The 25,672-nt window shown below is 65.5% G+C and carries 22 protein-coding genes and 1 pseudogene; 12 read left to right on the top strand and 11 right to left on the bottom strand.

The features are described 5' to 3' along the window. Window positions 1-78 precede the first annotated feature (78 nt). Window positions 79-1,365 (top strand): MFS transporter, encoded by a 1,287-nt coding sequence (locus ABDC78_RS29240; RefSeq protein ID WP_178357705.1) that lies wholly within the window; start codon window positions 79-81, stop codon window positions 1,363-1,365. Between the two features lie 209 nt (window positions 1,366-1,574). On the opposite strand, the gene ABDC78_RS29235 is transcribed toward ABDC78_RS29240, so the two are convergent. From ABDC78_RS29235 to ABDC78_RS29225, 3 genes are all read right to left on the bottom strand, one after another. Continuing rightward, window positions 1,575-2,942, bottom strand: coding sequence for an FAD-dependent monooxygenase (locus tag ABDC78_RS29235; protein ID WP_178357704.1), 1,368 nt, complete (start codon window positions 2,940-2,942; stop codon window positions 1,575-1,577). Window positions 2,943-3,668: 726 nt separating this feature from the next. Beyond that, the gene (locus tag ABDC78_RS29230; protein WP_178357703.1) at window positions 3,669-4,094 is read right to left on the bottom strand and encodes a PIN domain nuclease; all 426 of its coding nucleotides are present in this window, start codon (window positions 4,092-4,094) and stop codon (window positions 3,669-3,671) included. Continuing rightward, complete coding sequence (locus ABDC78_RS29225; protein WP_178357702.1) at window positions 4,091-4,312, bottom strand: antitoxin; 222 nt, start codon at window positions 4,310-4,312, stop codon at window positions 4,091-4,093. Before ABDC78_RS29225 ends, ABDC78_RS29230 begins: the two co-directional genes overlap by 4 nt. A gap of 427 nt (window positions 4,313-4,739) precedes the next feature. Between ABDC78_RS29225 and ABDC78_RS29220 the strand changes: the two genes are divergently transcribed. After that, window positions 4,740-5,723 (top strand): UPF0158 family protein, encoded by a 984-nt coding sequence (locus ABDC78_RS29220; RefSeq protein WP_256735908.1) that lies wholly within the window; start codon window positions 4,740-4,742, stop codon window positions 5,721-5,723. Window positions 5,724-6,504: 781 nt separating this feature from the next. Further along, window positions 6,505-7,659: an SGNH/GDSL hydrolase family protein gene (locus ABDC78_RS29215; RefSeq protein ID WP_178357699.1), complete on the top strand. Its 1,155-nt coding sequence runs from the start codon at window positions 6,505-6,507 to the stop codon at window positions 7,657-7,659. A 21-nt stretch (window positions 7,660-7,680) separates the two neighbouring features. Here the strand turns inward: ABDC78_RS29215 and ABDC78_RS29210 are convergent, their stop codons facing one another. Continuing rightward, window positions 7,681-8,490 (bottom strand): methyltransferase, encoded by an 810-nt coding sequence (locus ABDC78_RS29210; RefSeq protein ID WP_178357698.1) that lies wholly within the window; start codon window positions 8,488-8,490, stop codon window positions 7,681-7,683. Further along, entirely contained in the window at window positions 8,466-8,768 is a 303-nt protein-coding gene (locus ABDC78_RS29205) for a hypothetical protein (RefSeq protein WP_178357697.1), read from the bottom strand. Before ABDC78_RS29205 ends, ABDC78_RS29210 begins: the two co-directional genes overlap by 25 nt. Before the next feature lie 188 nt (window positions 8,769-8,956). Here ABDC78_RS29205 and ABDC78_RS29200 point away from each other — a divergent pair, with 188 nt between their 5' ends. Both ABDC78_RS29200 and ABDC78_RS29195 read left to right on the top strand, forming a co-directional pair. Further along, window positions 8,957-10,201: a bifunctional alpha/beta hydrolase/OsmC family protein gene (locus tag ABDC78_RS29200; RefSeq protein ID WP_178357696.1), complete on the top strand. Its 1,245-nt coding sequence runs from the start codon at window positions 8,957-8,959 to the stop codon at window positions 10,199-10,201. A 1-nt stretch (window position 10,202) separates the two neighbouring features. Continuing rightward, complete coding sequence (locus ABDC78_RS29195) at window positions 10,203-11,630, top strand: NAD(P)/FAD-dependent oxidoreductase (protein WP_178357695.1); 1,428 nt, start codon at window positions 10,203-10,205, stop codon at window positions 11,628-11,630. A 10-nt stretch (window positions 11,631-11,640) separates the two neighbouring features. Here the strand turns inward: ABDC78_RS29195 and ABDC78_RS29190 are convergent, their stop codons facing one another. Continuing rightward, window positions 11,641-12,561, bottom strand: coding sequence for a LysR family transcriptional regulator (locus ABDC78_RS29190; protein ID WP_178357694.1), 921 nt, complete (start codon window positions 12,559-12,561; stop codon window positions 11,641-11,643). A 108-nt stretch (window positions 12,562-12,669) separates the two neighbouring features. On the opposite strand from ABDC78_RS29190, the gene ABDC78_RS29185 reads away from it, so the two are divergent. From ABDC78_RS29185 to arr, 4 genes are all read left to right on the top strand, one after another. After that, a complete protein-coding gene (locus tag ABDC78_RS29185; RefSeq protein WP_347133273.1) occupies window positions 12,670-14,205 on the top strand; it encodes an amino acid permease in 1,536 nt (511 codons plus the stop codon). A gap of 193 nt (window positions 14,206-14,398) precedes the next feature. Beyond that, window positions 14,399-15,748 carry a histidinol dehydrogenase gene (gene hisD, locus ABDC78_RS29180; protein WP_178357693.1) on the top strand — a complete coding sequence of 450 codons (1,350 nt, stop codon included), beginning with the start codon at window positions 14,399-14,401 and terminating at the stop codon, window positions 15,746-15,748. 39 nt (window positions 15,749-15,787) lie between these two features. Then, a complete protein-coding gene (locus ABDC78_RS29175; protein ID WP_218620446.1) occupies window positions 15,788-16,738 on the top strand; it encodes a carbon-nitrogen hydrolase family protein in 951 nt (316 codons plus the stop codon). A gap of 168 nt (window positions 16,739-16,906) precedes the next feature. Then, a complete protein-coding gene (gene arr, locus ABDC78_RS29170; RefSeq protein ID WP_178357691.1) occupies window positions 16,907-17,335 on the top strand; it encodes an NAD(+)--rifampin ADP-ribosyltransferase in 429 nt (142 codons plus the stop codon). A gap of 109 nt (window positions 17,336-17,444) precedes the next feature. Here the strand turns inward: arr and ABDC78_RS29165 are convergent, their stop codons facing one another. After that, complete coding sequence (locus tag ABDC78_RS29165) at window positions 17,445-17,951, bottom strand: nitroreductase/quinone reductase family protein (RefSeq protein WP_178357690.1); 507 nt, start codon at window positions 17,949-17,951, stop codon at window positions 17,445-17,447. Between the two features lie 115 nt (window positions 17,952-18,066). On the opposite strand from ABDC78_RS29165, the gene ABDC78_RS29160 reads away from it, so the two are divergent. Together ABDC78_RS29160 and ABDC78_RS29155 are read left to right on the top strand one after the other, a co-directional pair. After that, on the top strand, window positions 18,067-18,894 hold the full coding sequence (locus ABDC78_RS29160) for a helix-turn-helix transcriptional regulator (RefSeq protein ID WP_178357689.1): 828 nt from the start codon (window positions 18,067-18,069) through the stop codon (window positions 18,892-18,894). After that, the gene (locus tag ABDC78_RS29155; protein ID WP_178357688.1) at window positions 18,887-19,375 is read left to right on the top strand and encodes a MarR family winged helix-turn-helix transcriptional regulator; all 489 of its coding nucleotides are present in this window, start codon (window positions 18,887-18,889) and stop codon (window positions 19,373-19,375) included. Before ABDC78_RS29160 ends, ABDC78_RS29155 begins: the two co-directional genes overlap by 8 nt. Here the strand turns inward: ABDC78_RS29155 and ABDC78_RS29150 are convergent. From ABDC78_RS29150 to ABDC78_RS29135, 4 genes and pseudogenes are all read right to left on the bottom strand, one after another. Beyond that, a pseudogene (locus tag ABDC78_RS29150) lies at window positions 19,372-20,117 on the bottom strand (SDR family oxidoreductase). The gene ABDC78_RS29155 and the pseudogene ABDC78_RS29150 overlap by 4 nt on opposite strands. Before the next feature lie 437 nt (window positions 20,118-20,554). After that, complete coding sequence (locus ABDC78_RS29145; RefSeq protein WP_178357687.1) at window positions 20,555-21,202, bottom strand: sigma-70 family RNA polymerase sigma factor; 648 nt, start codon at window positions 21,200-21,202, stop codon at window positions 20,555-20,557. 9 nt (window positions 21,203-21,211) lie between these two features. Continuing rightward, the gene (locus ABDC78_RS29140; RefSeq protein WP_178357686.1) at window positions 21,212-21,868 is read right to left on the bottom strand and encodes a nuclear transport factor 2 family protein; all 657 of its coding nucleotides are present in this window, start codon (window positions 21,866-21,868) and stop codon (window positions 21,212-21,214) included. Window positions 21,869-21,896: 28 nt separating this feature from the next. Beyond that, window positions 21,897-22,457, bottom strand: a complete 561-nt coding sequence (locus ABDC78_RS29135; protein WP_178357685.1) for a TetR/AcrR family transcriptional regulator — start codon at window positions 22,455-22,457, stop codon at window positions 21,897-21,899. Between the two features lie 231 nt (window positions 22,458-22,688). Here ABDC78_RS29135 and ABDC78_RS29130 point away from each other — a divergent pair, with 231 nt between their 5' ends. Then, window positions 22,689-25,496 carry an AAA family ATPase gene (locus ABDC78_RS29130; protein WP_347133272.1) on the top strand — a complete coding sequence of 936 codons (2,808 nt, stop codon included), beginning with the start codon at window positions 22,689-22,691 and terminating at the stop codon, window positions 25,494-25,496. The last annotated feature ends 176 nt before the right edge of the window (window positions 25,497-25,672 follow it).

Genomic DNA, 25,672 nt, shown 5'->3' with positions numbered 1-25,672 from the left:
TACCGCGTCACCAGATCCGCCGACAAAGCTCGCGGCTGTGCTGTAAAGCTGTTCGGCATCGAATCACAGAGGAGACCGATGTCGACACCGCGGGCTAGCGCTGCGCTCGAACCCCTGGCCACTCACGGGCCCACTCGCGCGTGGGCCGCCGTGGGGGTGCTGGCTCTCGTCGGCACCCTCAACTACGTCGACCGCTTTCTGCCGGGCGTGCTGGCTGAGCCCATCAAGCAGGAACTGGCGTTGTCCGACACCGCAATCGGTGTCATCAACGGGTTTGGGTTCCTCATCGTGTATGCCGTGCTGGGCATCGTGATCGCGCGAATCGCCGACCGTGGCATATTCGGCGCGGTCATCGCCGGCTGCCTGACACTGTGGGGAGCGATGACCATGCTGGGTGGCGCGGTCCAGTCCGGCCTACAGCTCGCGCTGACCCGCGTCGGCGTTGCGGTCGGTGAGGCAGGCAGCACACCCGCAGCGCACGCCTATGTGGCGCGCAACTTCGTCCCGGAGAAGAGGTCGGCACCGCTGGCGGTCATCACCATGTCCATCCCGCTGGCAAGTGCCGCCAGCCTGCTCGGCGGCGGTCTACTCGCCGAGAGCCTGGGCTGGCGCGCGGCATTCGTGGTGATGGGCGGGATCAGCGTGCTGCTGGCACCTTTGGTGTTGTGGGTTGTCGGCAGCCGCCAGAGCCTGCCCACCCCGCCGCCGCGCGAGCCCTCCGCCGCGCTGCGTTGGTGGGATCTGCTGCGCAAACCCAGCTTCCTGGCCATGGTGGCCGGCACCGCGCTGGTGTCGGCGGCGGGCTACTCACTGACCACGTTCGCGCCTGCGTTCCTGATGCGCAGCCGAGGTATGTCGCTCGGCGAGGTCGGAATCCAGTACGGCCTGGCCACCGGCTTGCTCGGAATTCTCGGGCTGCTGATCGTCGGGCGCATCGCGGACCGGCTGGCCACCCGTGACCCGCGCTGGTTGTTGTGGATCGTGGTCATTCTGATCACCGCCCTGCTGCCCGCTTCTGCGTTGGCCTTCGTCGTCGAGAGCCGCACGTTGTGCGTATGGCTGCTGGCACTGGCCTATGTCATCGGTACCGCATATCTCGCGCCGTCCATCGCGGCGATCCAGCGCCTGGTGCTTCCCGTGCAGCGCGCGACCGCGTCGGCCGTCTTCTTGTTCTTCAACGCGACGCTGGGCGCGGTCGGTCCGTTCCTGACCGGTGTGATCAGCGACGCACTGACCGCAGAGCTGGGCCCGCAGGCACTGGGCCGCGCACTGCTGATCTTGGTTCCGACGATGCAGCTGGTAGCGATCGGCTGTTACGCCCTTGCCGCGCAGCGCTACCGCCGCGACATCATCGAGGAGTCCTGAGCAACCTGGGCAGGGACGCCGCCCGGCGTAACCTCACGTTCTTCGGCGCTCCCCACGTCGCTCTGCTGTTCACCCCGGATGTCGACGACTCCGCCGCCACCAGATCGGCCGGATTCCCTACACACGCAGCGCTTTTCATCACAGTCCGGTGGGAAGCGCCTCCGAGCATCTCGCGAGGACGAGCAGGTCGACCGGCCGGGCAGTTTCATCTAGCGGGACGAGTCCGCCTTGTTCGCCTTGATCGCCCGTTCGATCAGCGTCGGTTCCGCGAGGATCGATGGATGAGCCGACATGAAGGACACGGCGTTGAACGCGTCGGCGATCGACTGGTCGCTCAGCGCGGCTTGCAGTACTTGGTTCATGGCCCACCTGTGTTGAGCGACGTCCTCGGGCACCTCGTTTCCCTGCAACGCATCCAGTCGGGCGGCGTCAGGGCCGGTCGAGAGGGTCCACGCGGCGTCGGTCACGATCGCCTGCAGATCGAAGAACTCCGTCGCGGCCCTACCCAACTGTGGACCGGTGGTGAGGTATTCGGACAGACAGTTCGCATGCAGCGCCGCCGAGGACATGCCCTGACCATGAATGGGGTTGAAGGAGGCCACGGCATCTCCGACACTGACCAGACGGGCCGGGAAATGCTGCAGTGCGGTGAAGTCGCGGCGACGGCTGTCGGCTTGCCGGTAGGTCTGCACCTCGCGGGTGAGCCGACCTCGCGTCGCGTGGGTGAAGACGGGCGGCAGCTTGGTACACGTCGCACGAAACTCTTCGGGCGATGCGGGAGGTCGAACGGGTTCATATGCCGTCAGCATCACCATCCACTGGTCGTTCTCGGCGGCGAGAGCTGCGCCGAGGGCTATCCCATCGGGCGCATCGGGGCCGGGGTATAGCGCGAGTGTGCTCATGGGCAGTTCTGCGACGTCCTCTGAACGGTCGAACAAAGCTGTCGCATAGTTGATGTCGCTGCGCAGCCGGTGCAGTGGGGGGCGTTGGAAGCCCGCCCGTTCAACCCACTCCGACGCCTTGCTGGAGCGGCCCATGGCGTCGACCACGAAGTCGGCGGCCACCACCCGCTCGGCATGGTCCGCGCACCGTACGGCGGCTACCGCACCGTCCCGGAACTCAAGCCCGGTCACCCGGGCGGACAGCGCCGATACGTTCGGCAGCGCGAGGACCCGGCTGCGGATTCCAGCCTCGATGAATGGCCGCGTGGCCGACAGGATGGGCAATTCGCGGTTCGGCAGCCTGGGTCGACCGCCGAGGTATACCGCCTGACGTTCGACCTCGACGAGAACGGCACCCTCGTCGTGCGATTCGCCGGTGAAGCCTGGCAGCCAGCGTTCGATCTGCGTGCGACCCCCCGGCAGCAGGACGTGACCCTGCCGATCTTGCGGAACCCCCGTACGAGGAGATCCTTCGGCATCGACGGCGTCGCGTTCGATGATCACCACTGTGCCGGCGTGATCGGCGAGCACCCGTGCCGCCAGCAGTCCGGCGACACTGCCGCCCAGCACACAGGCGGTGTCGAATAACTTCGGGGCGTGCGTCGGGGCCTCTGCCCGGACCAAGCGATCGAACACGACCCGGTCATGATCGGCACTGATGTCCAATTACGACACCAACCCCGCGATCGTGACGATGGGCAGTGAGGCCGGCAGAGCGGAGCCGAGAATGAACGGCAACCGTGGCCACCTGCGGGGTGCATCTCGGGTTGTATCGGGACGGTCGGACACGATGCGGCTCTGCGGGGCCGCCAGTCCACGGCGTACCGGACCAGTGAGCAGCAGGACGACCGGAAGGAAGGCGATGGCCAGAACCGCCGGCGTGTTCGACTGGCCAAGCCGCTGGGATGTCTTCTTTGCAAGGCGCACAGCCGTCCGTGTCGTGCAGCGATGGCAGCGTTACGCGGGCGGTCTCGTGCTCGTCGCCGCCGTTTCGTCCGCCCGCGATCTCGCACATGATCCTCGGACGCCCCATCCGTACCGATGTTGTCGAATCACATTTTGTAGACAACGCATCACAAAGCGAGAACCAAAGGCGATCTCCGTGACTTACAAATCGCCCGCGTGGCCGACTATTTCGGCCGTACCGGAATCCATGGTGCCTCCACCGGCAGCTCCTACTGCCTTGAATTTGTACCTCAGATTGTTGGTTGGTGCCGACGATTGGGAGGTGGACGCCGAAGGCGCCGATCCTTTGGCGCACCCGCGTAGCTGCAGTTAGGGCTCTGCCGCCGACGCAGCCACAGACTGACGAGCAGCTAGAGTCCGATACCGCCCCGGCGTGGTGCCGAAGACGCCCGGAGATCAGCTCCCTGGACCGGTGTAAGCCAGTCGCGTGGTGGGCTGTCCGGTTATCGCGGTGATGGTGTCGAAATCTTTGTCGACATGCAGGACGGTTAAACCGGAAAGTTCGGCGGTGGCCGCGATAATGAGGTCGGGGATCGAGGGGCCGCGGTGCTGGCCCCGATCGGCTAACAGCATCTGGACTTCCAGCGCGCGGTCCTCAATCTTTGGCGTCAGGTACTCCACTGGCATTGCCGCCAAGGGCGATCTACGAAACTCACGTCGAGCGGCGTCACCGGATTGGTTCGAATAGCCGATTTCCAGCCGTGTCACGTTGCTGATGTGCACTAGTCCGCGCTCGATGCGGTTGCTCCAGAGGTCGGGATCGCTGCTGTGTGCCAGGCGGGCGAGGGCCGACTTGTCGATCAGCCACTTTGGCTCGGTCATTGCCAGGCTTGGCGCATCAGGTCATCGTCGGCAAGGCCGGCGACGGACGCTGCAAAGCGATGCAGGTCGTCGCGAGTGACCGGAACCCGCGAGGCGCGCGCATCCTGGGCGAGGCGTCGGCGAATGTACTCAACGCGCGACAAGCCCAGCTCAGCAGCTCGCGCGTCGATTTCGGCGAGCACATCATCTGGTAGGTCGCGGATCAGCACGTTGCTCATGCCGCGATGATATCTGCCGATATCGCCTCTGTCGAGCAGCCAACCGCGAGTTGTCCTGCGACCACCGTGCTCCAGCTACTCGCCGCAAGCGCTGCGATCCGCTCGACAACGCTCGGCTGGACACGCGAAGGCACCTGATGTTCGGCGGCCCGCATGCGATCCTCGGGGGATGGCACGAACGTGGTTGTCGATAACGGTGGAGTTGCTCGGCGGGCGCGGTGAGGACTTGTGGCCTTGGCCTGGCCGCGTTTTCGCAGTCGGACCGTCGCACACGTTCATGGATCTCGCGAATGCAATCAACGACGCCTTCGCCAGGTGGGACAGGTCTCACTTGTCGATGTTCAACCTCGCAGATGGACGAGTGGTCACCGACGCGGAGACTGGGGCGGAGATGGCTGGGTCGATCGGTGGGCCCATCACGGAGTCAATGGACATCGAGACGGCCAAGGTTGCTCGGGTGGTGGGGCCCGAAGCAGAATTCCAGTTCACTTTCGACCTGGGCGACGACTGGATCCACCGCTGTGTGGTCGGCGCCGACAAGGTCGACCCGGTGGACGTGTTGGGAATCACGCCCAGGAAGCCCCTGCCTTACTGGGGATGGGGCAGCATCCCGGACCAGTACGGGCGCCGCTGGTCAGAAGACGACGGGCAGAGCCGAGTTCCGAGCAGACCAACCCAGCCGCACCCGATGCTGCTGCAAGCGTGGCCCGCATTGAAGCAGGCGGCCTCGGTCGACCTGTCCGAGCTGCGTGCAGCTATGGCGACAGGAGATGCAGGCCGCTTTCTCGCCGGGGTGATAGGACACGATATCGACGACGTGTTGCAACAGGTAGGCGACGGTCTTCCGATGGCACTCGAACAGCGACGGGACAAGGCTGAGCCGGTGACGCTGTCGGTCATCAACCGGCTGACTTGGCGCGCCGCCACAGGTGACGACATCCTGGCCGAGGACCTCCTCGCGTGTCTGCGCGGCGAGCCGCTCGCAGGACGGGTGGTGCCGGTCGACCTCGAGATGCTCGGTGCTGTACTGGAGGGCGATCTGGCCATGTCAACCGGGGGCTACCTCGACCTGGGCACCGGGAGCGTGCTCGATGAAAGCAGTGCTGACCCGATGATGGTGGGGGAGGACGTCGCCGTCGATGTGGAGGCCGATCCCAACCGTTGGCTCCGGTTCGATTGCGCCGGCTCGCGGGACGGCTGGCGTGACATGGCGGCCTTCGGCGAGCGGCAACATGATTCGACGCTGCGGGAGCGGCTGGAGCGGGCGATCGAGGGCAAAGGCGCGTTCCATCGGTTCCGTGACATCGTCCACGAGGAGGGTCTCGCCGAACAGTGGCATGCCTTCTCCGCCGACCGCCAACGGGGTCGTGCCCGCGCGTTCCTCGCCGGCGAGGGAATCCGCGTGGGTTGAGATGCTCGACCCCGCCAGCCAGGCAATCACCCGCTGGAGTGATCGTGGGAAACACCGACGGCAAGATAGTCGTGCTCGCGGGCGGTGCGTAGGGTCGTGTTCAACCCAGAGCTCCTCGATCGTGAGCCGGCTCGCAGCGAATGCTCATATGACCAAATTGGATGTTGCCAATTCGCCACGCAAGCGCCGATGGCGCTCTTGTTAACCTCTTTTCATGCCAAGGAGATTCAGTGACGAAGAGGTTGATGCTTATCTTGATAGCCGCCCGGCCTGGGCGATACTGAGCACCATCGACAAGGACGGATTTCCGCACTCGGTACCCCTGGGATACTTCCGCCTTGGCCGCGACATCATCATGGGTGTGCGAGACCGGACACGCAAAGTTGCGAACGTCGAGAGCAATCCAAACGTGAGTATCTTGCTCGAAGACGGCTCGAGCAAGGCAGATATCCGGGGAGTGATGTTCCAAGGTCACGCCCGCATTGTTCGCGAACCAAGCGAAGCGCTTCAGCTCGCGAGAGAAGGTGCCCGGGCGCGGGGCGTGCCAGAGTCCGAACGGCCTACGGCACCCAGGCCGGGCACCGCCTATATCCGTGTGACACCGGTGAGAACATTGTCCTGGGACTACGCAAGTCCAACGTCGGACCAGGCTTAGTTTCCCTTCGCTCCCGTAGCTACGGTGCAGGCACGGGTGTCGCGTCTCTGCCGCACGGTCGCGGTTCCGTTGCCAGGAACGATTCGGAAGGAAGCCATGAATTCTCATTCCTCGGGTGACCGTGCGATGAGGAGCCACCCCATTGCCGCCGATCTGCTTCGTGGTTTGGCTGAGCTGGAAGCGACCGACCGAGGGTGGCTGCCCCATCGGCTCCCGGCTCGGGCCCGCGCACAGTGCGATGATGCCCAGCTCGCGGCCGTGGAGGCGCAGCCCTCCGGCGTGCGATTGGTGTTCCGCACTCGCGCCACCGCGGTCGAACTCGATCTGCTGCGAACGCGGACGATTCTGGTGGGGGTGCCCGAGCGCCCCGACGGCACGGTCGACCTGCTCGTCGACGGGAGCCTCACGCAACAGGTGAGGACGACCGGTGGCGACGTGGTGCGAGTCGACCCCGCCACGGGACACACCGAGAGGCAGCGCGGATCCGTTGGCACCGTGCGGTTTACGGGACTGAGCGCGCAGGACAAGGACGTCGAGATCTGGCTGCCGCACTACGAGCGCACCGAGATCGTCGCCCTGCGTACCGACGACGCAATCACCAGGACACCACTTTCCGGGCGGCGGGTGTGGCTGCACTACGGCAGCTCCATCAGCCAGGGCTCCAACGCAGCGAGCCCCAGCACGACGTGGCCCGCGTCGGCCGCCGCGCTCGGTGGCGTGGAGCTGGTCAACCTCGGATTGGCGGGCAGTGCGATGCTCGACCCGTTCGTCGCCCGCACGATGCGCGACACACCCGCTGACGTCCTCAGCATCAAGGTCGGCATCAATCTCGTCAATGGCGACGTGATGCGGGTGCGGGCTTTCGGGCCTGCGGTGCATGGGTTCTTGGACACGGTCCGCGACGGGCACCCCGACAGCCCGTTGCTCGTCGTGGGTCCGCTGTACTGCCCCATTCATGAAAACACGCCAGGGCCAGGTGCTTTCGACGTCGAAGCCCTGGCCGCCGGGCACATCCGGTTCATCGCCACCGGTAACCCCGCAGACTCGACGCGCGGAAGACTGACACTATCGGTGATCCGCGAGCAGCTCGCCGAGATCATGGCCGCACGGTCGATCGACGACCCGGACCTGTACTACCTCGATGGACGCGATCTCTACGGCCCCGACGATTCCGCTGAACACCCACTGCCCGACAACCTGCATCCTGACGCCGCGACGCACCAGATCATCGGCCGGCGCTTCGCCCGCTTGGCATTCTCGGCAGGCGCACCGTTCGGCTGAGAGCGTCTTCGCGTACCTCGCTCAGACCTTCTCGGCTTCGACGAGGTCGTGCGGCACGACCGAGAACGTGCGGCCGGTAGGCCGCAAACCGGCGCCGGTGAGCAGTGTCGACAGTTCGGCCAACGAGCGCAGACGTCCACCGTCGCGTTGGGTCAACGTATGTAGATCCAGAAGCGGGGAGAACGGATTCGGGCGATTCCGCGGCTGGAGATACTCGACCACCACCAGCCTGCTGCCACTGGGCATGCTCGCCGCCACCGCGGCGAGGATCTTCGCGCAGCGTTCGTCATCCCAGTCGTGCAGCACATCCTTGAGCACGTACACGTCGGCGGTCGCGTTGATAGTGCGGAAGATATCGCCCTCGACACGATCGATGCGCTCGGCGACATCGCGGTCGGCGAGGAATTTCTCGGCTTCGGCGATCATTCCCGCACTGTCGACCAGAACCCCACGCAGGTTCGCTTGAGACTCGGCCACGATCACCGACAGCAGCGTGCCGATCCCGCCGGCCACGTCGCACACGACCGCGCCGTCTGGCCACGGGTAGGCCCGCGCAATGGCGCGGGCACTGATCTCGGTGGCCTGGCGCATCGTCGACGCGAAGACGCGCTGCTCGTCCGGGTGCGCGGCGAACCACTCCCACACCGACATGCCGTGCACGAGCTCGAACGCGCTCCGGCCGCTGCGCACGCTGGCGGCCAGGCCACCCCAGGCGTCGACGGTCGACCGCATCCCCTTGTAGCGCATCCAGGCCCGCAGCGACGCAGGATGGTCGCTGCGCAACACCGCCCCCATGCGGGTCAGCTTCACCGCACCGGTCCGGTGGTCCATCGCGCACAGGTCGCACGCGACGGCACCCCGGAGCAGACGGTGTGTGGTCTCTTCATCACACTCGATCCGGGCGGCAATCTGCGCCGCGACATCGGTCCACTGGCGAGCACATCGGCAATCCCGAGTTCGGCAATGGCTGCGGCGATCTGAACACTGCCGACACCCTCGCCGAGGTCCAGCATCGCGATCTGAGGCGGCACCAGCTTGTCTGCGAGCTGCTTGAGCCTGCGTCGCAGGGCGAGCGTGGCCAGCACCACGGGGAGAGGCGTCGATGGCATCCGGTCAGGCTAGCCCCTGCCGGTACAGTGCGGCCACGTCTTCGTCCGGAGGTCTGATGCCGACGTGTAACGCCACGCTGTACCGACGGCACTCATGTATCGGAAGCATTTTGACCTTTCGACCAGAGGAAGCCAATGTCGCTGCAAACGCGCAGCTCCCGCGTCAGCGCAGGCTACGGTGTGACTGCATGAGCACCCAGACCAGAACGGTCTTCCGCGGGAGTGGCGGCGAGTTGGCGGGCAAGCTGGAACTGCCGACCGGAACCCCCAGGGCCTTCGCGCTGTTCGCCCACTGCTTCACCTGCGGCAAGGACAATGTTGCCGCAGGGCGGATCTCGCGCGCGCTTGCCAAGCAGGGAATCGCGGTGCTGCGCTTCGACTTCACAGGGTTGGGGGAGTCCGACGGTGACTTCGCCTCGACGAGCTTCAGCTCCAACATCGAGGACATGGTGAACGCTGCAGACCATCTCCGCAGTCAGTACTCTGCACCGTCCATTCTGATCGGACATTCACTGGGAGGAGCGGCAGTCCTGGCCGCTGCCCCGTTGATACCCGAGGTGCGCGCGGTCGCCACCATAGGTGCACCAGCCGACCCCGCCCACGTGCTCGGACTGTTGGGCGGCGCCCTGCCCGCCGTCGAACGGGGTGAGGAGGCCACGGTGTCGCTGGGAGGCCGGCCATTTCGGGTGAGTCGGCAGTTCCTCGACGACATCGCGTCTCAACCACAGCGCGAACGGATCTCCGCGCTCGATGCCGCCCTGCTCGTCCTGCACTCCCCAGTCGACGAGGTGGTGTCGGTCGACAACGCGCGAACCATCTTCGACACCGCGCGACATCCGAAGTCGTTCATCAGCCTCGACGGTGCCGACCACCTACTCAGCAACCGGGCTGACGCCGAGTACGCGGCGAATGTCCTCGCCGCCTGGTCGAGCAGGTACGCGGATGCCCCCACCAGCATGGTCCAGATCGCTGACACCGCCGACACCGCCGACGGTGTCGTACGGGTCGCTGAAAGCGGCACAGGCAGACTCACTCAGCAGATCAGTGCAGGCAGTCATCGACTGTCCGCAGACGAACCCCACCCTGTGGGTGATGACACGGGCCCCAACCCGTATGACCTGCTCCTTGCCGCGCTCGGAGCGTGTACATCGATGACGGTGCGGATGTACGCCGATCGCAAGCAGTTTCCGCTCGAACGTGTCGTCGTCGAGTCACGCCGCTGCCGAATCCACGCCGACGACTGTGCCGAGTGCGAGACCGCCACGGGGATGGTGGACCGGATCGAACGCGATATCACCCTGATCGGGCCCCTCGACGCCGAACAGCGGGCTGCATTGCTCGCCATCGCCGACCGGTGCCCGGTGCACCGCACCCTTCGTTCCGAAGTGGTGATCCACACCGTTGAAACGCGAACCGACGAAGACAGAGGCTGATATGACACAACCCACCGAGTTCGACGTGATCGTCATCGGCGGTGGCCCGGGCGGCGCTTCGGCGGCGGGCTATCTCAGCGCCGAAGGGTTGACCGTCGCGCTGGTCGAGGAACGCTTGATCGGCGGCGAATGCCACTACTGGGCGTGCAATCCGACCAAGACACTCCTGCGGCCGATCGAGGTGCTGGCACTGGCGAAAGCCGTTCCCGGCGTGCGCGAAGCCGTGGGCCAGGCGCAGGTCGACGTGGCCGCGGTCTTCGCCAAGCGTGATGCGATCGTCGACCATCTCAACGACGACGGTGTCACCGCGGCCCTGCAACACGACGGGTTCGCGGTGATCCACGCTCACGGTCGGCTGTCGGGCGAACGTGAGGTCACCGTGACTCACCGTGATGGACGTGAGGAGCCGATCAGCGCGCGGCATGCGGTAGTGCTGGCGACCGGCACCCGCCCCGCCATCCCCGACGTACCGGGACTTGCCGACGCGCGACCCTGGACCAATAGGGATCTGGCCACCATGACCCGGGTGCCGCCGCGCGCGCTGATCGTCGGTGGCGGTGTCGTCGGCGTGGAATTCGCCACCATCCTGGCGGGCCTCGGTTCCACGGTCACCCTGCTGGTGCGAGGTCACACGCTGCTGCGCAACTCCGAGGCCGTGGCCGGCGAGATGGTCACCGAATCGTTGCGCCGCAACGGAGTGGACATTCGATTTGGTGCCCAGCTCTCGGCGGTGACCCGGTCCGACGCAGATGGTGTCGTCACGGCCACCGTCGACGACGAATACATCGAAGTCGATGAAATCGTCGTCGCCGCCGGCCGGGTGGTCAATACCGATGCCCTCGGCCTGGACGCCGTCGGGCTCCCCGCCGGCGACTTCGTTGCGGTCGACGACCACTTGCACGCAGTGGGGACCGACGGAACCTGGCTGTACGCAATGGGGGACACCACCGGGCGTGCGCTGCTGTCACACCTGTCGCAGTATCACGCGGTGGTCGTCGCCGACGTGATCGCTGCGCGCGCACGGGGACGCCAACTCGGCCCCGACGAACTCATCGCACGAGACCCACACAACCTGCCGCAAGTGGTCTACACCGACCCGCAAGTGGTCGAAGTGGGCCGCACCGAAAGCCAAGCACGCGCAGACGGATTCACGGTCACGACAACCACCGCGCGCTATCCGGAAGCGGTGCCCGATCTCGCGATCTTCCGCGACGGCTTCGACGCCTGGGCGAAACTGGTCATCGACGCGGACACGGACACACTCCTGGGCGCGACATTCGTCGGACCCGAGTTCGCTGAACTCGCACAGGCCGCCACACTCGCGGTGGTCGCCAAGGTGCCGATCGACGTGCTGCGCCACGTGGTGGCGCCCCACCCGTCGATCAATCAGATATGGAACCCGCTTATTGCTCGACGGAGGAGCGAGTAGGCGGATTACGTCACAGACCAACTGAATCAGCGTCGCGGAAGTCCGAGAGAGTTTCCCGGGCCAGCCGCGCGAGCTCCCTGGTTGCGGGGGACAAGACAGCGGACTCCTTCTGGATCAGAGCGACGGTGTCGTAGAGCGGCTCGTCGAACGACAGATACCTGATGCCAGGTGGCGCGATCGGGGATTCGGCGACAGCGCGCGACACGAAGGTCTCGCCTGCTCCGGCCACTACCAGATCGAGGGCGGTGTCGACTTGTTCGACCTCGATCAGCGGGGTCAGCGTCAGACCTTTCAGCAGTGCACGCTCGGCCAGTTGGCGGCGGGTGGGATCACGCCATCCTGCGTGCGCGTCATAGAGAATCAGATTCGCGGCGGCGAGATCCTCGAGCGTGACGGGCCCGGTGCGCGCGGGACTGGACGTTGCGAACACCACCTCGTCGCGGAGCAGGGGCGTGACACTCAGTTCCCGGGTGTCCACGGGCAGGACGACCAATCCGGCCTCGAGGGCGCCATCGCGAACCAGGTCGGCGACATCGGCGGAGTTCACGCCGACGACGCGAAGTCGGACATTGGGGTAGCGGCTGTGAAACGACGTCAGAAGGTCCGCCATTGCATAGTATTTGGCGTTGCGGAGCAGTCCGATCGATGCGACGCCGCCCTGTAATCCGGTGACCGCCTTCAAGGCGCGGTCCGCCCCGTCCGCTGATGCCAGGGTCTGCTCGGCCAGGGGCAGGAGTTCCTCGCCGGCAGCCGTGAGGATCAACCTCCTGGCGCCTCGCACGAACAGCGGCGTGTCGTAGTGCTGCTCCATGCGGCGGATCGTTTCCGAGACGGTGGGCTGCGACATGTAGAGCTGCTTCGCCGCCGCGGTGAACGAACCGCACTGCGCTGCCGTCACGAACACACGCAGTTGGATCAGCGATAAAGCCATAGCGTCACACGATATCAAACCCAAGATTTCACAAGGTTGTCCTCTCGCAAGACTCCTTTTAGCGTGGATCCACCCGACAAACCGATGCGCGCCAAGAGGAGAATCACAGTGGAAAGCTCCGAGGAGGACCGCCAGCTCGGCGAGCTGGGCTACACCCAGAAACTCAGTCGATCGGTGGGAGGCGTCTCGTCGTTCTTCCTCGGCTTCTCCGTCATCAGCGCCACCACTGCTGTGTTCTCCGGGTTCGGATTCGGGCTGAGCACGGCCGGCCCAGCCTTCGTGTGGACCTTTCCCATCGCGGTCTGCGTCTTCTTCGTCTGGGCACTCATCGCAGCCGATCTGGTAGGTAAGCTCCCACTCGCCGGCTACGCGTACCAGTGGACGAGCCGGCTCGTCAATCCGAGCCTGGGGTGGTTCACCGGATACGCCGGCGCCGTCGGATTCATCAGCGGGTTCACCGGGGTCGCCTTCGTGATGGCCGGCTACATCGGCGGGCTGCTGGGTGTCGAGATGACCACTCCGGTCCAGATATTCACCGCAATCACGGTGGTGCTGCTGTGTGTGCTCATCAACGTCTACGGCGTGAAACTCGCGACCATGCTCAACAACATCGGAGTGGCGCTGGAGTTGGTGGTGACGATCGGAGCCACTGCGTTCATCGGCGTCGTCGCCTTCTTCATCTCCGACGAACACCAGGGCATCAACTTTCTCTTCTCCACCGGCGCCGCGGATGCGTCGACGTCGCCCTATGTCATCGTGTGGTTGACCGCCAGCCTCGGCTGCATCTTCGGACTGCTCGGAGTCGAGGCAGCAGCCGACATCGCCGAGGAAACCAAGGACGCTCGTCGCACCATTCCGCGCACGATGTTTCTGGCGTTGGGCGTTGCGTCGGCGATCGAATTCTTCATGTACATCGTCTTTCTTCTGGTGATCAAGAATCCGGCCACGATCACCGACAGCGCCTCGCCGATCGCCGATCTGTTCTCCCAGCAGGTATCCCCGTGGTTCTCCAAACTCGTGATCGCTTTGGCGCTGACGAACATCCTGGTGTGCGTGCTGGCGATCATGCTCGTGGCCAGCCGATTGGTCTATGCCCTGGGCAGAGACAACATGCTCCCCGGATCGCACCTGTTGGGCCGGGTATCGGAGAAGCACAAGGTCCCGACGACTGCGATAATGGCGACGGGGCTGGTCTCGCTGGCACTTCTGCTCTCGGCCCTTGCCAACGAGACGACGTTCTCGTACATCGTCGGGATGTCGGCTCTCGGATTCTTCTGCGTGTACCTGCTGACCACCGCCGGGCTTCTGGTGGCCAACGCGCGCAACCGCATTCCGGTGGGGATTGCGGGAATCTTCGATCTCGGTCGATTCCGGGTGCCGATCTACGTACTGGGCCTGGTTGTGTTCGGCGCGGTCATGTCGGCGCTGTTGTTGCTCCCCGACTTTCGAGCCAATGCAGTCGTCTTTGTTCTGACGATGGCAGTGGCCGGCGTCTGGTGGCTACTTGTCCTGAGGGGACGCATCGCCCGTTCAGAAGCGGGGCCGAAATACGCGCTCGCGATGGGCGAAGACGAGCGCGCCGCCGCTGCTTTGGTCGATGAGCGGACCACCGACAAGGACCGCGACGAAGCGATCCCGTCGTAGCAACTGTCTGAAGGGGAGCTACTGCAGATCTGCGATACGCAGTGCACCAGGCCGCGCATGATCTGATTCGTTCAGATCATGCGCGGCTGAACCTGTTTGCGCCAATAATGAAGTGCGGCATAGCCAAACCCTTTGCCTCACCGCGGGGATAACAGTCTGGTCCCGGTGGAAGAACACCTTTACCGTCAGTCGTATGCGCTACTCCACCCCTCTCCTCGAGCGTTTGCAGGGCTCGTTCCATCACCTGAAACTTCCCTTGATCGACGCCCCGGCGGCACAGCGAGACCCAGCGGTCATCGACACCGTCACCACCATGCTCCGCGACATCGAAACCAGAGGGCTTGACGCCGTGCGCGACTTCAGCCGTGCGCTGGACAACGACAATCGTGATGACTTCGAACTCTCCGCCGCCGACATCGCCACAAGCGGCGACCGTCTTCCCGGCGACCTCCGGGAAGCGATCCAACTCGGGTCAGAACGTACCCAGGCATTCGCCCGGGAACAGCGCTCGCACCTCGTGGATTTCGAGACCGAACTTCGTCCGGGTTTGGTCACAGGGGCCCGCTACGTGCCCGTGACCCGGGTCGGCGCGTATCTGCCCGCCGGCCGCTTCCCACTGACCGCGTCCGCCTTCATGACTGTCGGCGTAGCGAAGGTGGCCGGCGTGTCCACCGTGATCGCCTGCACGCCGCCTCAGCCCGGCGGCGGCGCGAACGACGCCGTCGTGTACGCGGCCCACGTGTCCGGAGTAGACCGCGTGTTTGTGCTCGGGGGCGTACAGGCGCTCGCGGCCATGGCGTTCGGCCTGCTCGGCGAGCTGCCCGTCGACATGCTCGTCGGTGCGGGCAATGCCTATGTCGCCGAGGCGAAACGGCAGTTGTTCGGCGCTGTGGCCATCGACCTGCTCGCGGGCCCCTCGGAGGTGGCCGTGCTCTCCGACGAGACCGCCGACCCCGAGATCGTCGCCGCCGACCTGCTCGGTCAGGCCGAGCACGGCTCCAACTCTCCGGCCGCTCTGGTAACGACCTCCGAAGAGCATGGGAATGCCGTGATCGCAGCGGTGGAGCGTCAGTTGGAGGGTCTGGCGACCGAGCCGATCGCAGGCCCGGCGTGGCGCGACTACGGAGTGGTGACGGTCGCCCACGACCGGGAGACCGCCGCTGCGCTCATCGACGATCTCGCGCCGGAGCACCTCGAGGTCATCACCGCGGACGACGACTGGTACCACGACAGGTTGCGCAACTACGGTTCGGTGTTTCTCGGACCCTGGAGCACGGTGGCCTACTCCGACAAGGGCATGGCGGGCACCAACCACGTACTCCCGACTGCCGGCGGCGCAAAGCACAGCGCGGGTCTGTCGGTCTCGCGTTACCTCAAGCCGCTCACCTATCAGCGGGTCACCCGCGAGGCCACCCCAGCGCTGGCCCGTGCCGTTCAGATCATCTCGGATTCGGAAGGGATGGCTGCGCACAGCGCCACCGCGACGCGCAGGCTGGCCATCTATGCCGATACCGTGGGAGCCGAAAACGTCGCGTCCCGTTGAGTACTGACAGATCGAGCAAGAGGTAACACGATGTCCCCTGTGGACCACACTCAAGTCGTCGGTGCCGTTCAGATGGCACCGGTGTTCCTCGACCGCGCCGCAACGCTCGCCAAGGTCGAGAACTACATCGACCGGGCCGGTGAGAGTGGTTGCAAACTGGTGGTATTCGGTGAGACTGTGGTGCCCGGCTATCCGTTCTGGCTCGGGCGAACGGACGGGGCGAGGTTCAATTCCAGCCTCCAACGGGATATCCATTCGCTCTATCTGCAGGAAGCCGTTCAGATCGAGGCTGGTCACCTCGACGGCGTGTGCGAAGCTGCTCGACGCAATCACATTTCGGTGGTGCTCGGCGTCGCCGAACGGCCACTGGATCGCGGGGGCCACAGCATCTACTGCTCGGCGGTCACGATCAACGCGCTCGGCGACATCGCCTCAGTGCACCGCAAGCTCACTCCCACCTATGAAGAGCGCTTGAGCTGGGCCAGCGGCGACGGCCACGGGCTGGTCACGCATGCGTTGCCGCCGTTCACTTTCGGCACGCTCAACTGTTGGGAGAACTGGATGCCGCTGTCACGCACAACGCTGTATGCGGAGGGTGAAGACCTCCACATCGCGCTGTGGCCGGGCGACGTTTCCGATACCACGGACATCACGCGGTTCATCGCGTTGGAGTCGCGCTCGTATGTGATCTCCGTGTCAGGACTTCTGCGACGGGACGACATTCCGGACACCATGCCCGGGGCGGAGATGATGAGGGAGGCGAGTGACGAGCAGATCAGCACGGGCGGGACGTGTATCGCCGCCCCTGATGGAAGCTGGGTTGTCGAACCGATCGACTCCGACGAGGGTCTGACGGTCGCGACGCTCGATCATGGCGAAGTTCGTCGCGAGCGTCAGAACTTCGACCCCGCAGGCCACTACGGCCGCCCCGACGTCACTCGGCTCGTCGTCGACCGACGGCGGCAGAAGCTCGCGACCTTCACGGACTGACGCGGGTCGATCACCCGGAGACTCCTTCGGCAGGTGCCACCAGCTCACTTGCTGAGAAGGATTTGTGCTCCGCCCCTTTCACATTATGGGGAAGAGGGGGTCTTGCGGCAAGACCCCCGTGGGGGTGCACACTCGTCCGGCCACGTGATCGGACAAGGGGGAATCGTTGTGCCACAGACACCGACACCATTCGAGGTGCACGAGTCGGGTGCGTTCCTACACGGCACCAGAGCGGATCTCTCCGTCGGGGATCTGCTGGTGCCCGGTCGCCGATCGAACTACGACCGGAATCGCGTCATGAACCACGTTTACGTGACCCAGACCTTGGACGCCGCGGTGTGGGGGGCCGAGATGGCCGCCGGTGACGGCCGATGCCGCATCTTCATCGTGGAGCCGCAGGGGTCTGTCGAGGACGATCCGAACGTGACCGACAAGAAGATGCCGGGAAACCCGACCCGTTCCTATCGCACCCGCGAACCCGTGCGGATCGTCGGCGAGATCACCGACTGGGTGGGACACACCGACGAGCAACTCGAGGCCATGCGGGCAGGCCTGGCCGACCTCAAGCGTCGCGGCCTGGACGTCATCTACGACTGAGATCGCCGCAGCTCATCGTCGGCCCCGGTCGGTGACGACGGCCGTCCGATCCCACCGATCGCCCGAAAGTAACAGACGACGGCCGCGTCGGCGGCACGCCGAGGGGTGATCAGCGGGGGGACTTGACGAGCTCGAACACCGGGATGGTTCGTGGCGGGGTCGGATAGCCCGCGAGGTGGGGGTGGCCGGACGCGATGTCGGCGAACACGGCGGCACCTTCAGATTCGGGGAGTTCGTGGGCGGTGACGTCGTATGCGTCGTGGCCGACCTCGACATGCGCGTGCGCGTTGGCGCGGAGGTTGTGCACCCAGGCCGGGTTGGTCGGTGCGCCACCGAACGTGCCGAACAGGAGCAACCGTCCGTTGCTCTCGAAGTACTCCAGTGGAGTGATCCTCGTGCGGCCCGACTTGGCGCCGATCATGGTCAGCAGCAGCACATTCAGGCCCCGGAAGGGGCCGCTCACGGTCCCGCCGTTGTGGCGGAACTCGTCGACGACGCGTGTGTTGAACGCTCTCAACGCATCGGGGTTGTCTTGCACCTCTGCGATGGTGGGAATGGCGGGCAGCTCAGAGGACCGCGCCGGTTGAGGCGTGCGGTCGGTTTGAGTAGAAGACATGCCACGACTGTGGCCGCACCGGCGGGAACCATCCAGGGCCGGACACGTCCAGGGACTGCGGAACCGGGGTACCGTCATGTCCCCGCTGGGTGCGGGCCGTGCGGCATCATGAGGTGTGGGCAAATCGGAGTTGGGGGAGTTCCTGCAGGCCCGCCGGGCCGCGGTCTCACCGGCTGCGGTGGGTATCCCCGATACCGGGCGGCGCCGTGTTCCCGGTTTGCGGCGCGAGGAGGTGGCCGATCTTGTCGGGTTGTCCACCGACTACTACGTTCGGCTCGAGCAAGGGCGTGGCGGTCACCCATCCGATTCGGTGTTGGATGCGATCGCGTCGGCACTTCGTCTCGATCCGACCCAACGCGCGCACCTCTACCACCTGGCCCGCCCGTCTCGCCGGCACAGAGAGGAGGTGGCGCACCGAGTCGGGACGTCGACGCTGATGTTCGTCGATACCCTGACCGTGCCTGCGCTGGTCCTCGCCGCGAACACCGATGTCATCGGCTGGAACGAGCTGGCCTGTGCAGTGTTCACCGACTTCTCGGCGCGACCTGCGCGGGAGCGCAACACCGCATGGCTGCTGTTTCGGGACGAGGAGGTCGCGTCTCGTCATCGTGACTGGGACAACGCCGCACGTGACACGGTCGGCATGCTGCGATTGGCGGCAGGCAGGAACGCCGATGACCCTCGATTGACCGCGCTGATCAACGAACTGTCCAGGCACAGCACGACTTTCCGCCGATTCTGGGACGACCATCATGTGTACGAGAAGGCCAGCGGGCTCACGTTGCTCCGCCATCATGAGGTCGGCGACATCGATCTGAACTTCGTCACCTGGACGACGCCGGCGTCACCGGACCAGATGCTCATCACCTACATGCCCGAGCCCGCGTCGAGATCGGCTGAGGCCCTCCGCCTCCTACAATCGAGCATCAGCACAGATGCCTGAGGCGGACGAGTATCCGCTGACACCGATTCAGCAGCGCGCCTGGCTCAACTACATGCGCGTGTACCACCGGCTCGAGTACGAGATGAACCATCACCTGCGTACCGAATGTGGGCTCTCGCTCTACGACTACACGGTGCTCAACGCGCTGTCGCGAGCGCCCGATCGCCGCTTGCAGGTGACATCGCTGGCGACGGTGATCGGGTGGGAGCGCAGCAGGCTGTCGCATCACCTGATGCGGATGACGCGCCGCGGCCTCGTCGAGCGCACGGCGTCGGAGACCGATGGCCGCGGCACCGTCGTCATCCTCTCGACCCCAGGTTGGGACCTGCTCGCGGCGGCCGCCCCGATACACGCGGAGTGGGTGCGTCGCACGTTCTTCGGCGACCTTGATCCCGGCCGCGAGGATGCCCTCGCTGACATCCTGGCCACGGTGCACGAGGGATTGCTGCGCGAGGGGACCCTGCCGCGTCCGGACGTCTAGACCTGGTTCGTGCCGCCGTCGACGTGGACCTCGGAACCGGTCATGAAGCTGCTCGCATCCGATGCGAGAAAGACCACCGCGGCGGCCAACTCCTCGGGATTGCCGATCCGCTTCATCGGGTTCGATGCCAGATTGTCGAGCATGGCCCGGCGCTGGTCGGGATCGGGCTCTAGTTCCGTGAGGCCGGGGGTCAAGATGGGGCCGGGAACGATGGTGTTGACCCGGAATCCGCGGTCGCCCAACTCGGTGGCCCAGGTGCGGCCGAAGGACCGGATGGCGGCCTTGGCGGCGGCGTAGGCGCCGAACGCCGGCATGCCTCTGCCGGCCGCTGTCGAGCCGGCGAGCACGATCGAGGCCCCGGGGTTCAGTAGCGGCAAGGCCTTCTGCACGGTGAACACTGTTCCGCCGACGTTGCGGTTGAACGTGTCGATGAGGTGTTCGGGTGTCTCGTCTTGCAGGGTCACGTACTCGCCGCTGCCGGCGTTGGCGAAGACGATGTCCAGTCCGGCTCCCGAGGCGCGAATGACATCCATCAATCGGTCCAAGTCCTCGACACTGGTGACGTCGCTGGCAACACCGACCACGCCGCCGCCGAGAGACGTCGCGGCGTCGTCGACGCGCTGCTGGGTCCGGCCGGTGAGGAACCCTTGGCGCCCACGTCGGCGAATGCCTGCGCTGTCGCGTAGCCGATGCCGGACGTGCCGCCGGTGACCAGTGCTGTCTTTCCTTCGAGTTGACCCATCGTGACCTCCTGTTGTCGGGGAACGCCCGTCGCGCTCCACTTCCGATAACTAGGTGACATGTCACGTTATTCCAATGACACTTCACCATTGCCGGAGAGCTGACCTCCGCAGGGTTGATGAACAGGTTGGCCGAGTCTGCCAGTGCGGACTCGGATATCGCGGGTGACCCGGCTGCCCGCACCTGCCCGGGTCTGGCGCTCAGCACCGGGACGTCGACCACACGGAGCACTTCGGGGCCGCCGTGTTCGGAGAACTGGATTGCCGCGTCATCGTGTCGTCTCCAATTCGCTTCGCTTCGGGTGCTATAGCTGTGTTTCATAGCGCTCGCAGTTGGCGTGAAGGCGTGGAAACCGAAACTCAGTCGGCAACCAGCACGGCTGCCACTGTGAGCGCTAAACTCATTGCGGCGGTGTAGAATTCGGCGCGGAGAGTGATTTCAAGCCACCACCCGATGCTGAGCCCGGAAGTACCCGCGGTCAGCGGCGACGGCAACCAACAAGATGCGCAGCTGGGACCGACCGCGGTGGATCCGTGACATGACGGTGCCGAGCGGCGTGCTCATGATCGCGCTGATCTCCTTGTAGGCGAGTCCTTCGACGTCGGCGTAGTACACCGCCATCCGAAAGGCTTCGGGCAAGGAATCCAGTGCGTTCCTGATGTCGTCGTCGGGCAATGACTCCAAGACCTCAACCTCGGCGGAGCGCAGTGCTGTTGGTGAACGTTCGACGTCGGCGGCCAGCTGCCAGTCATGGATCGTGTCGGCGGGCACCTCATCGGGCCGGCGCATCCGCTTGCGGTACCGGTTGATGTGGGTGTTGGCCTGGATGCGAAAGAGCCACGCTTTCAGATTTGTTCCCTGCTGAAAGGTCCTGAAACCCGTGTACGCCTGCACCATGGTCTCCTGCACCAGGTCTTCTGCGTCGGCACGCTGTTGGGTCATTCGCATAGCCCCGCCAAACAGCTTGTCCAAGAGCGGGATCACGTCACGCGCGAAACGCGCCGCCACTTCAGCGTCGGTTTCTTCGGGGACCGGGCTGGGGTGGCCGTTGATGTTTTGAGGTACAGCGGGTTCGAGCTTGATCATGGCAGTCTCCTAGTGCTGTTCGGTCAGTGTGAGCAGCGGCATTGCGAGGGCGGGCGCGAGCTGATTCTGGAGTGCCACGACGGCTCGCAACGGCCGCAGGTGGATCGACAGCGAGGCGACCTTGCCTTCGGCGTTGATCCCGATCAGATCCACGCCGTCGATCTCGGTGGTGCCGATCTTGATATTTGTTACAACTGCGAAATGCCCATCGCCGGTGATGATTTCGGTGACGATGAACTCGTCGAAGACATCGAGGAGCTGAGTCACGACGTTCGCGACCCTTTCGCGTCCGACGACTGGCTCAACGGCGATCGGGCTCTCGAGAATCACATATTCGGCGAGTTGAGCTGCTGCGCTCGTGGCATCGCGTGCCTGCACAGCTGCCAAGAATGCCGAGAGTGCTTCAGGAATCTCATCCATGGTGGCCGACTTCCGTTGTTTCCAGGTTTTGCTGGAGATGTGTGTGCTTCGGGTCGAGTCGGCGGAACCGGCTTTTTCCGTGCCACAAGGTTCGCAGCGCCGAGGGCGCCTTCGCGTCGGTGAAAGTCCCTTACGTAGTTCGCGACCGCTACCGTCGTGGCGATCTATGTCACCGCCGGGTCGCGGCCGAGCCATCGGCGTGCGCACGAAGCGGTGTCGGTGATCGACAACGCTGGAACGGACCATTACGTCCGCTCGACAAGGGTGCCAGCTGTCAGCGCACTCCCTGGAACACGACCTCAAGAATGGCGTCGACGTATCCGGGTTCAAGTGGCATCGAATGAAACAGCCGGTACTCGACGACGCCGTACAGCAGGTCGCGCAAAGTCTGCCAGTCGGCGTCGGTGCGCATCTCGCCACGCTGCATTGCCAGTGCGGTCCGGGAGCCGAAGTCCTGAATGCTGGGTTCGATGATCTGGTCGAAGAGGGTGCGCAGGAGGTCGGGGTCGGACTGGCCGGCGGCGATCAGCCCCCGATATGCAGGACCGAAGCCGGTGGTCGTGATCACCTCCAGGATCCCTGTCAGCTGGGTCCGGATGTCGGCGACGACGTCGCCGGTGTCGGGGATGGCGACGACGGCACCGAGTCTCTCGGTCGCAGCTTCGAGTATCACCGCACCTTTGGACGGCCACCAGCGGTAGATCGTCTGCTTGCTCACGCCCGCGCGCCTGGCGATCGCCTCGATGGAGATGTTGTCGTACCCGAGCTCGCCGATCATCGAGAAGGACGCGTCGAGGATGGCCCGACGCGATTGCTCGTTGCGGCTTGCTGGCATGCCGGACACCGTAGGCGAGAGGGCGCCTACGAAGCAATACGGTCCGGTTCGTATTGACGGTAAGCGGACCGTCTCGTATCGTTTCCGGCGGCTGGTGCGGAGCTCCCGGCCAACGCTCGGATCAGCAGGGATAGGCGCCTCCGCAGGAAAGGAGGCTGCCGTGTCCGTCGAAGTGATCGATTCAGAAGGCGCTCCGCCCGCCCAACAGCCTTCCGCGACGGGTGCCCTGCGGTGACGATCGTGGAGCTGCCGGCGGCACGGGTGGAGGAGGGACTCTGCCGAGTCCGGACTGAGCAGAAAGCAGCTGACCTGCTGGGGCGTCGCGCAGAGCGTGACGCGATCGGCCGACTCCTCGCCGAGGCGCCGGCGGGACGCAGCGGGGTGGTCGTGGTGCGCGGGGAAGCGGGCATCGGAAAGTCTGCGCTGCTGCAACACGCCCGCGACACCGCCGCCTCGTTGGGGATCCGGGTGGGATCCTCGGTCGGCGTGGAGTCGGAGACGCAGTTCGCATTTGCCGGCTTGCACCAGCTGTGCGCGCCGCTACTCGACCGCACAGAGACGCTGCCAGACCCGCAGCGGGCCGCCCTAAGCGTGGCGTTGGGCCGTCAGGGCGGCGCCCCGCCGGACCGCTTCCTGGTCGGGCTGGCCGTCCTCAACCTCCTCGCCGAGAAGGGACCGCTGCTGTTGCTCGTCGACGATGCCCAGTGGCTGGATCAGGCGTCGGCGCAGGTTCTTGCGTTTGTGGCGCGGCGGGTGGTGGCCGAACGGCTGGTGCTGATGTTCGCGGTGCGCGACCCCTGCGAAACCGGTGGAAACCCGTTGGTCGGCTTGCCCGAGGTGCAACTGGCCGGACTGGGCGAGGCTGATGCTCGGGCGTTGTTGACCACGGCTGTTCGCGCACCGCTCGATCGTGGGGTCCGCGACCGGATCGTCGCCGAGGCACGCGGTAACCCGTTGGCGCTGCTGGAGCTGCCCAGCAGCGTGCAGTCGGCCGGTGGGTTCGAACTCCCCGACGTGATGAGCGTCCCGCGCCGCGTCGAGGACAACTTTCAGCGGCGCTCGGCAAGCCTGCCGGCTGAGACGCAGCAGCTGATGTTGGTGGCTGCTTCGGAGCCGACCGGCGATGTGGCGCTGCTGTGGCGTGCGGCCAAACATCTGGGGATCTCGCCTGAGGCCGCCGTGCCCGCGGAAACCGCAGGGCTGCTTGAGATCGACACCCGAGTTCGGTTTCGTCATCCACTGGTGCGCTCAGCGGTCTACCGTGCCGCCACGTCCCCGGAGCACCGTCGGGCCCACCACGCCCTGGCCGCTGCCACCGATCCGCAGGCCGACCCGGATCGCCGCGCTTGGCACCGCGCGCAGTCGGTGCTGGGCACTGACGAAGAAGTCGCCGCGGAACTGGAGCGTTCGGCTGATCGTGCGCTGGCCCGCGGCGGATTCGCCGCCGCGGCTGCATTCCTTCGGCACGCCACCGATCTGACGCCCGACCCTGCTCATCGGGCGAGACGGGCACTGGATGCCGCCAACGCCAAGCATTGTGCCGGTGCGCCTGACGCCGCCCTGGAACTGCTGGAGAGTGTCGACGCCGCGCAACTGGATGCGCTGCAACGCGCCCGCCTGGAACTGCTCCGAGCCCAAATCACATTCCACCTGACCCAAGGCAGCGAGGTGCCGGGGATGTTGTTGCGCGCCGCTCAGATGTTGGCTCCGTTGGATCCCTCGCTCGCTCGTGAGACCTACCTGCAGGCCTTCGACGCGGCCACCTTCACCGGGAGCCCGGGTATCGACCCGGGCCTGCCGGAGATTGCCGAAGCTGTCATGGCCGCACCGGCGCCGCTGGGAGCGCCAGGACCGGCGGATCTGCTCCTCGGCGGGTTGGTGGGCGTTCATACCCATGGATTCGAAGCCGGTGCGCCCGTCCTCAGGCAGGCTCTGGAGGCGTTCCGCGAGCACGTGTTCCCGGTCGAGACCGCCCGAGCCGGCGACGCCGGGAACTGGCTGTGGCTGGCGACGCGGACCGCTATCGGGCTGTTCGAGGACGAACTGGTCATCGTGTTGGCCGACCGCTACGTGCGACTCGCGCGCGAAGCCGGCGCCCTCGCCACGCTGCCGGCTGCGCTGGTTGTCTCCGCGTGTGCGCGGGTCTACACCGGTGAGCTTGCTCTCGCCGCCGAGTTGGCGGACGAGGCCGCGGCGCTATCACATGCGTCGGGTGCGATGCCTACGAGCATCGCGCACACGTACGTGGGCGCGTGGCGTGGGGTTGATGTCGAGGCCACCGATCGGGACGACCCCGGTGACGTCGAGGCGACAGAACGCACGCGGGGCATCGAAGCCACGGTGTCCATGTGTGCGATGGCGGTGCTCCACAACGGCCGCGGCAACTATCCGGCAGCGCAGAAAGCCGCTTCTCAAGCGTGTGACACGGACGAACCGTCGATCAGGTGGCAGGCGCTGCACGAGCTCGTCGAGGCGGCGGCCCGCGCCGGCGATCCGGAATCGGCTTCTCGCGCAATGGAAGAGCTCAGCATGAGAGCCCAGGTCAGCGGTACCGAATGGGCGCTCGGTGTCGCTGCGCGCTCACGTGCGCTGGTCTGCAACGGATCCGACGCAGAAGAGCGCTATCGCGAAGCGATAGAGCGGTTGGGAAATTGCCGAATGGGCGCCTTCCTGGCCCGCACCCACCTCGTCTTCGGCGAGTGGCTACGCCGGGAAGGCCGCCGTAGTGAGGCCCGCGAACAACTCCGCACCGCGCACGCGTTCCTATCGGAGATGGGCGCAGAGCCGTTCGCCGCCCGCGCCGCCCGCGAACTGCGTGCCACCGGCGAGCATCCACGAAAACGAACCGCTCAACCCACCGACGGGCTCACCGCGCAGGAACTGACCATCGCACGACTCGTCGCGACCGGCGCGACCTCCCGCGAGGTCGGTGCACAACTCTTCCTGAGCCCACGCACCATCGAAGCGCACTTGCGAAACATCTTCCGGAAACTCGGCATCACCTCGCGCCGACAACTCAAGGAGTTGCCCCTGCCGTGACCGGAAGAGGATCGAAACCCGCCCTCGCAGAGCACTTCCGAGAAAAGTCAGTGACAACCTACTTGAACGTTCATGTAACGCTCGGTACTGTGGGCGGCGACCTGAACATCCATTTGCGCTAACCGCGACCGCCGAGCAGCCTCGCTCGGGTTCCGGGACCGGCTGCGAATCCCGTT

This window comes from Mycobacterium sp. DL (assembly GCF_039729195.1).
Taxonomy (GTDB): Bacteria; Actinomycetota; Actinomycetes; order Mycobacteriales; family Mycobacteriaceae; genus Mycobacterium; species Mycobacterium hippocampi_A.
This window is presented reverse-complemented; position numbering and strand designations above follow the sequence as displayed.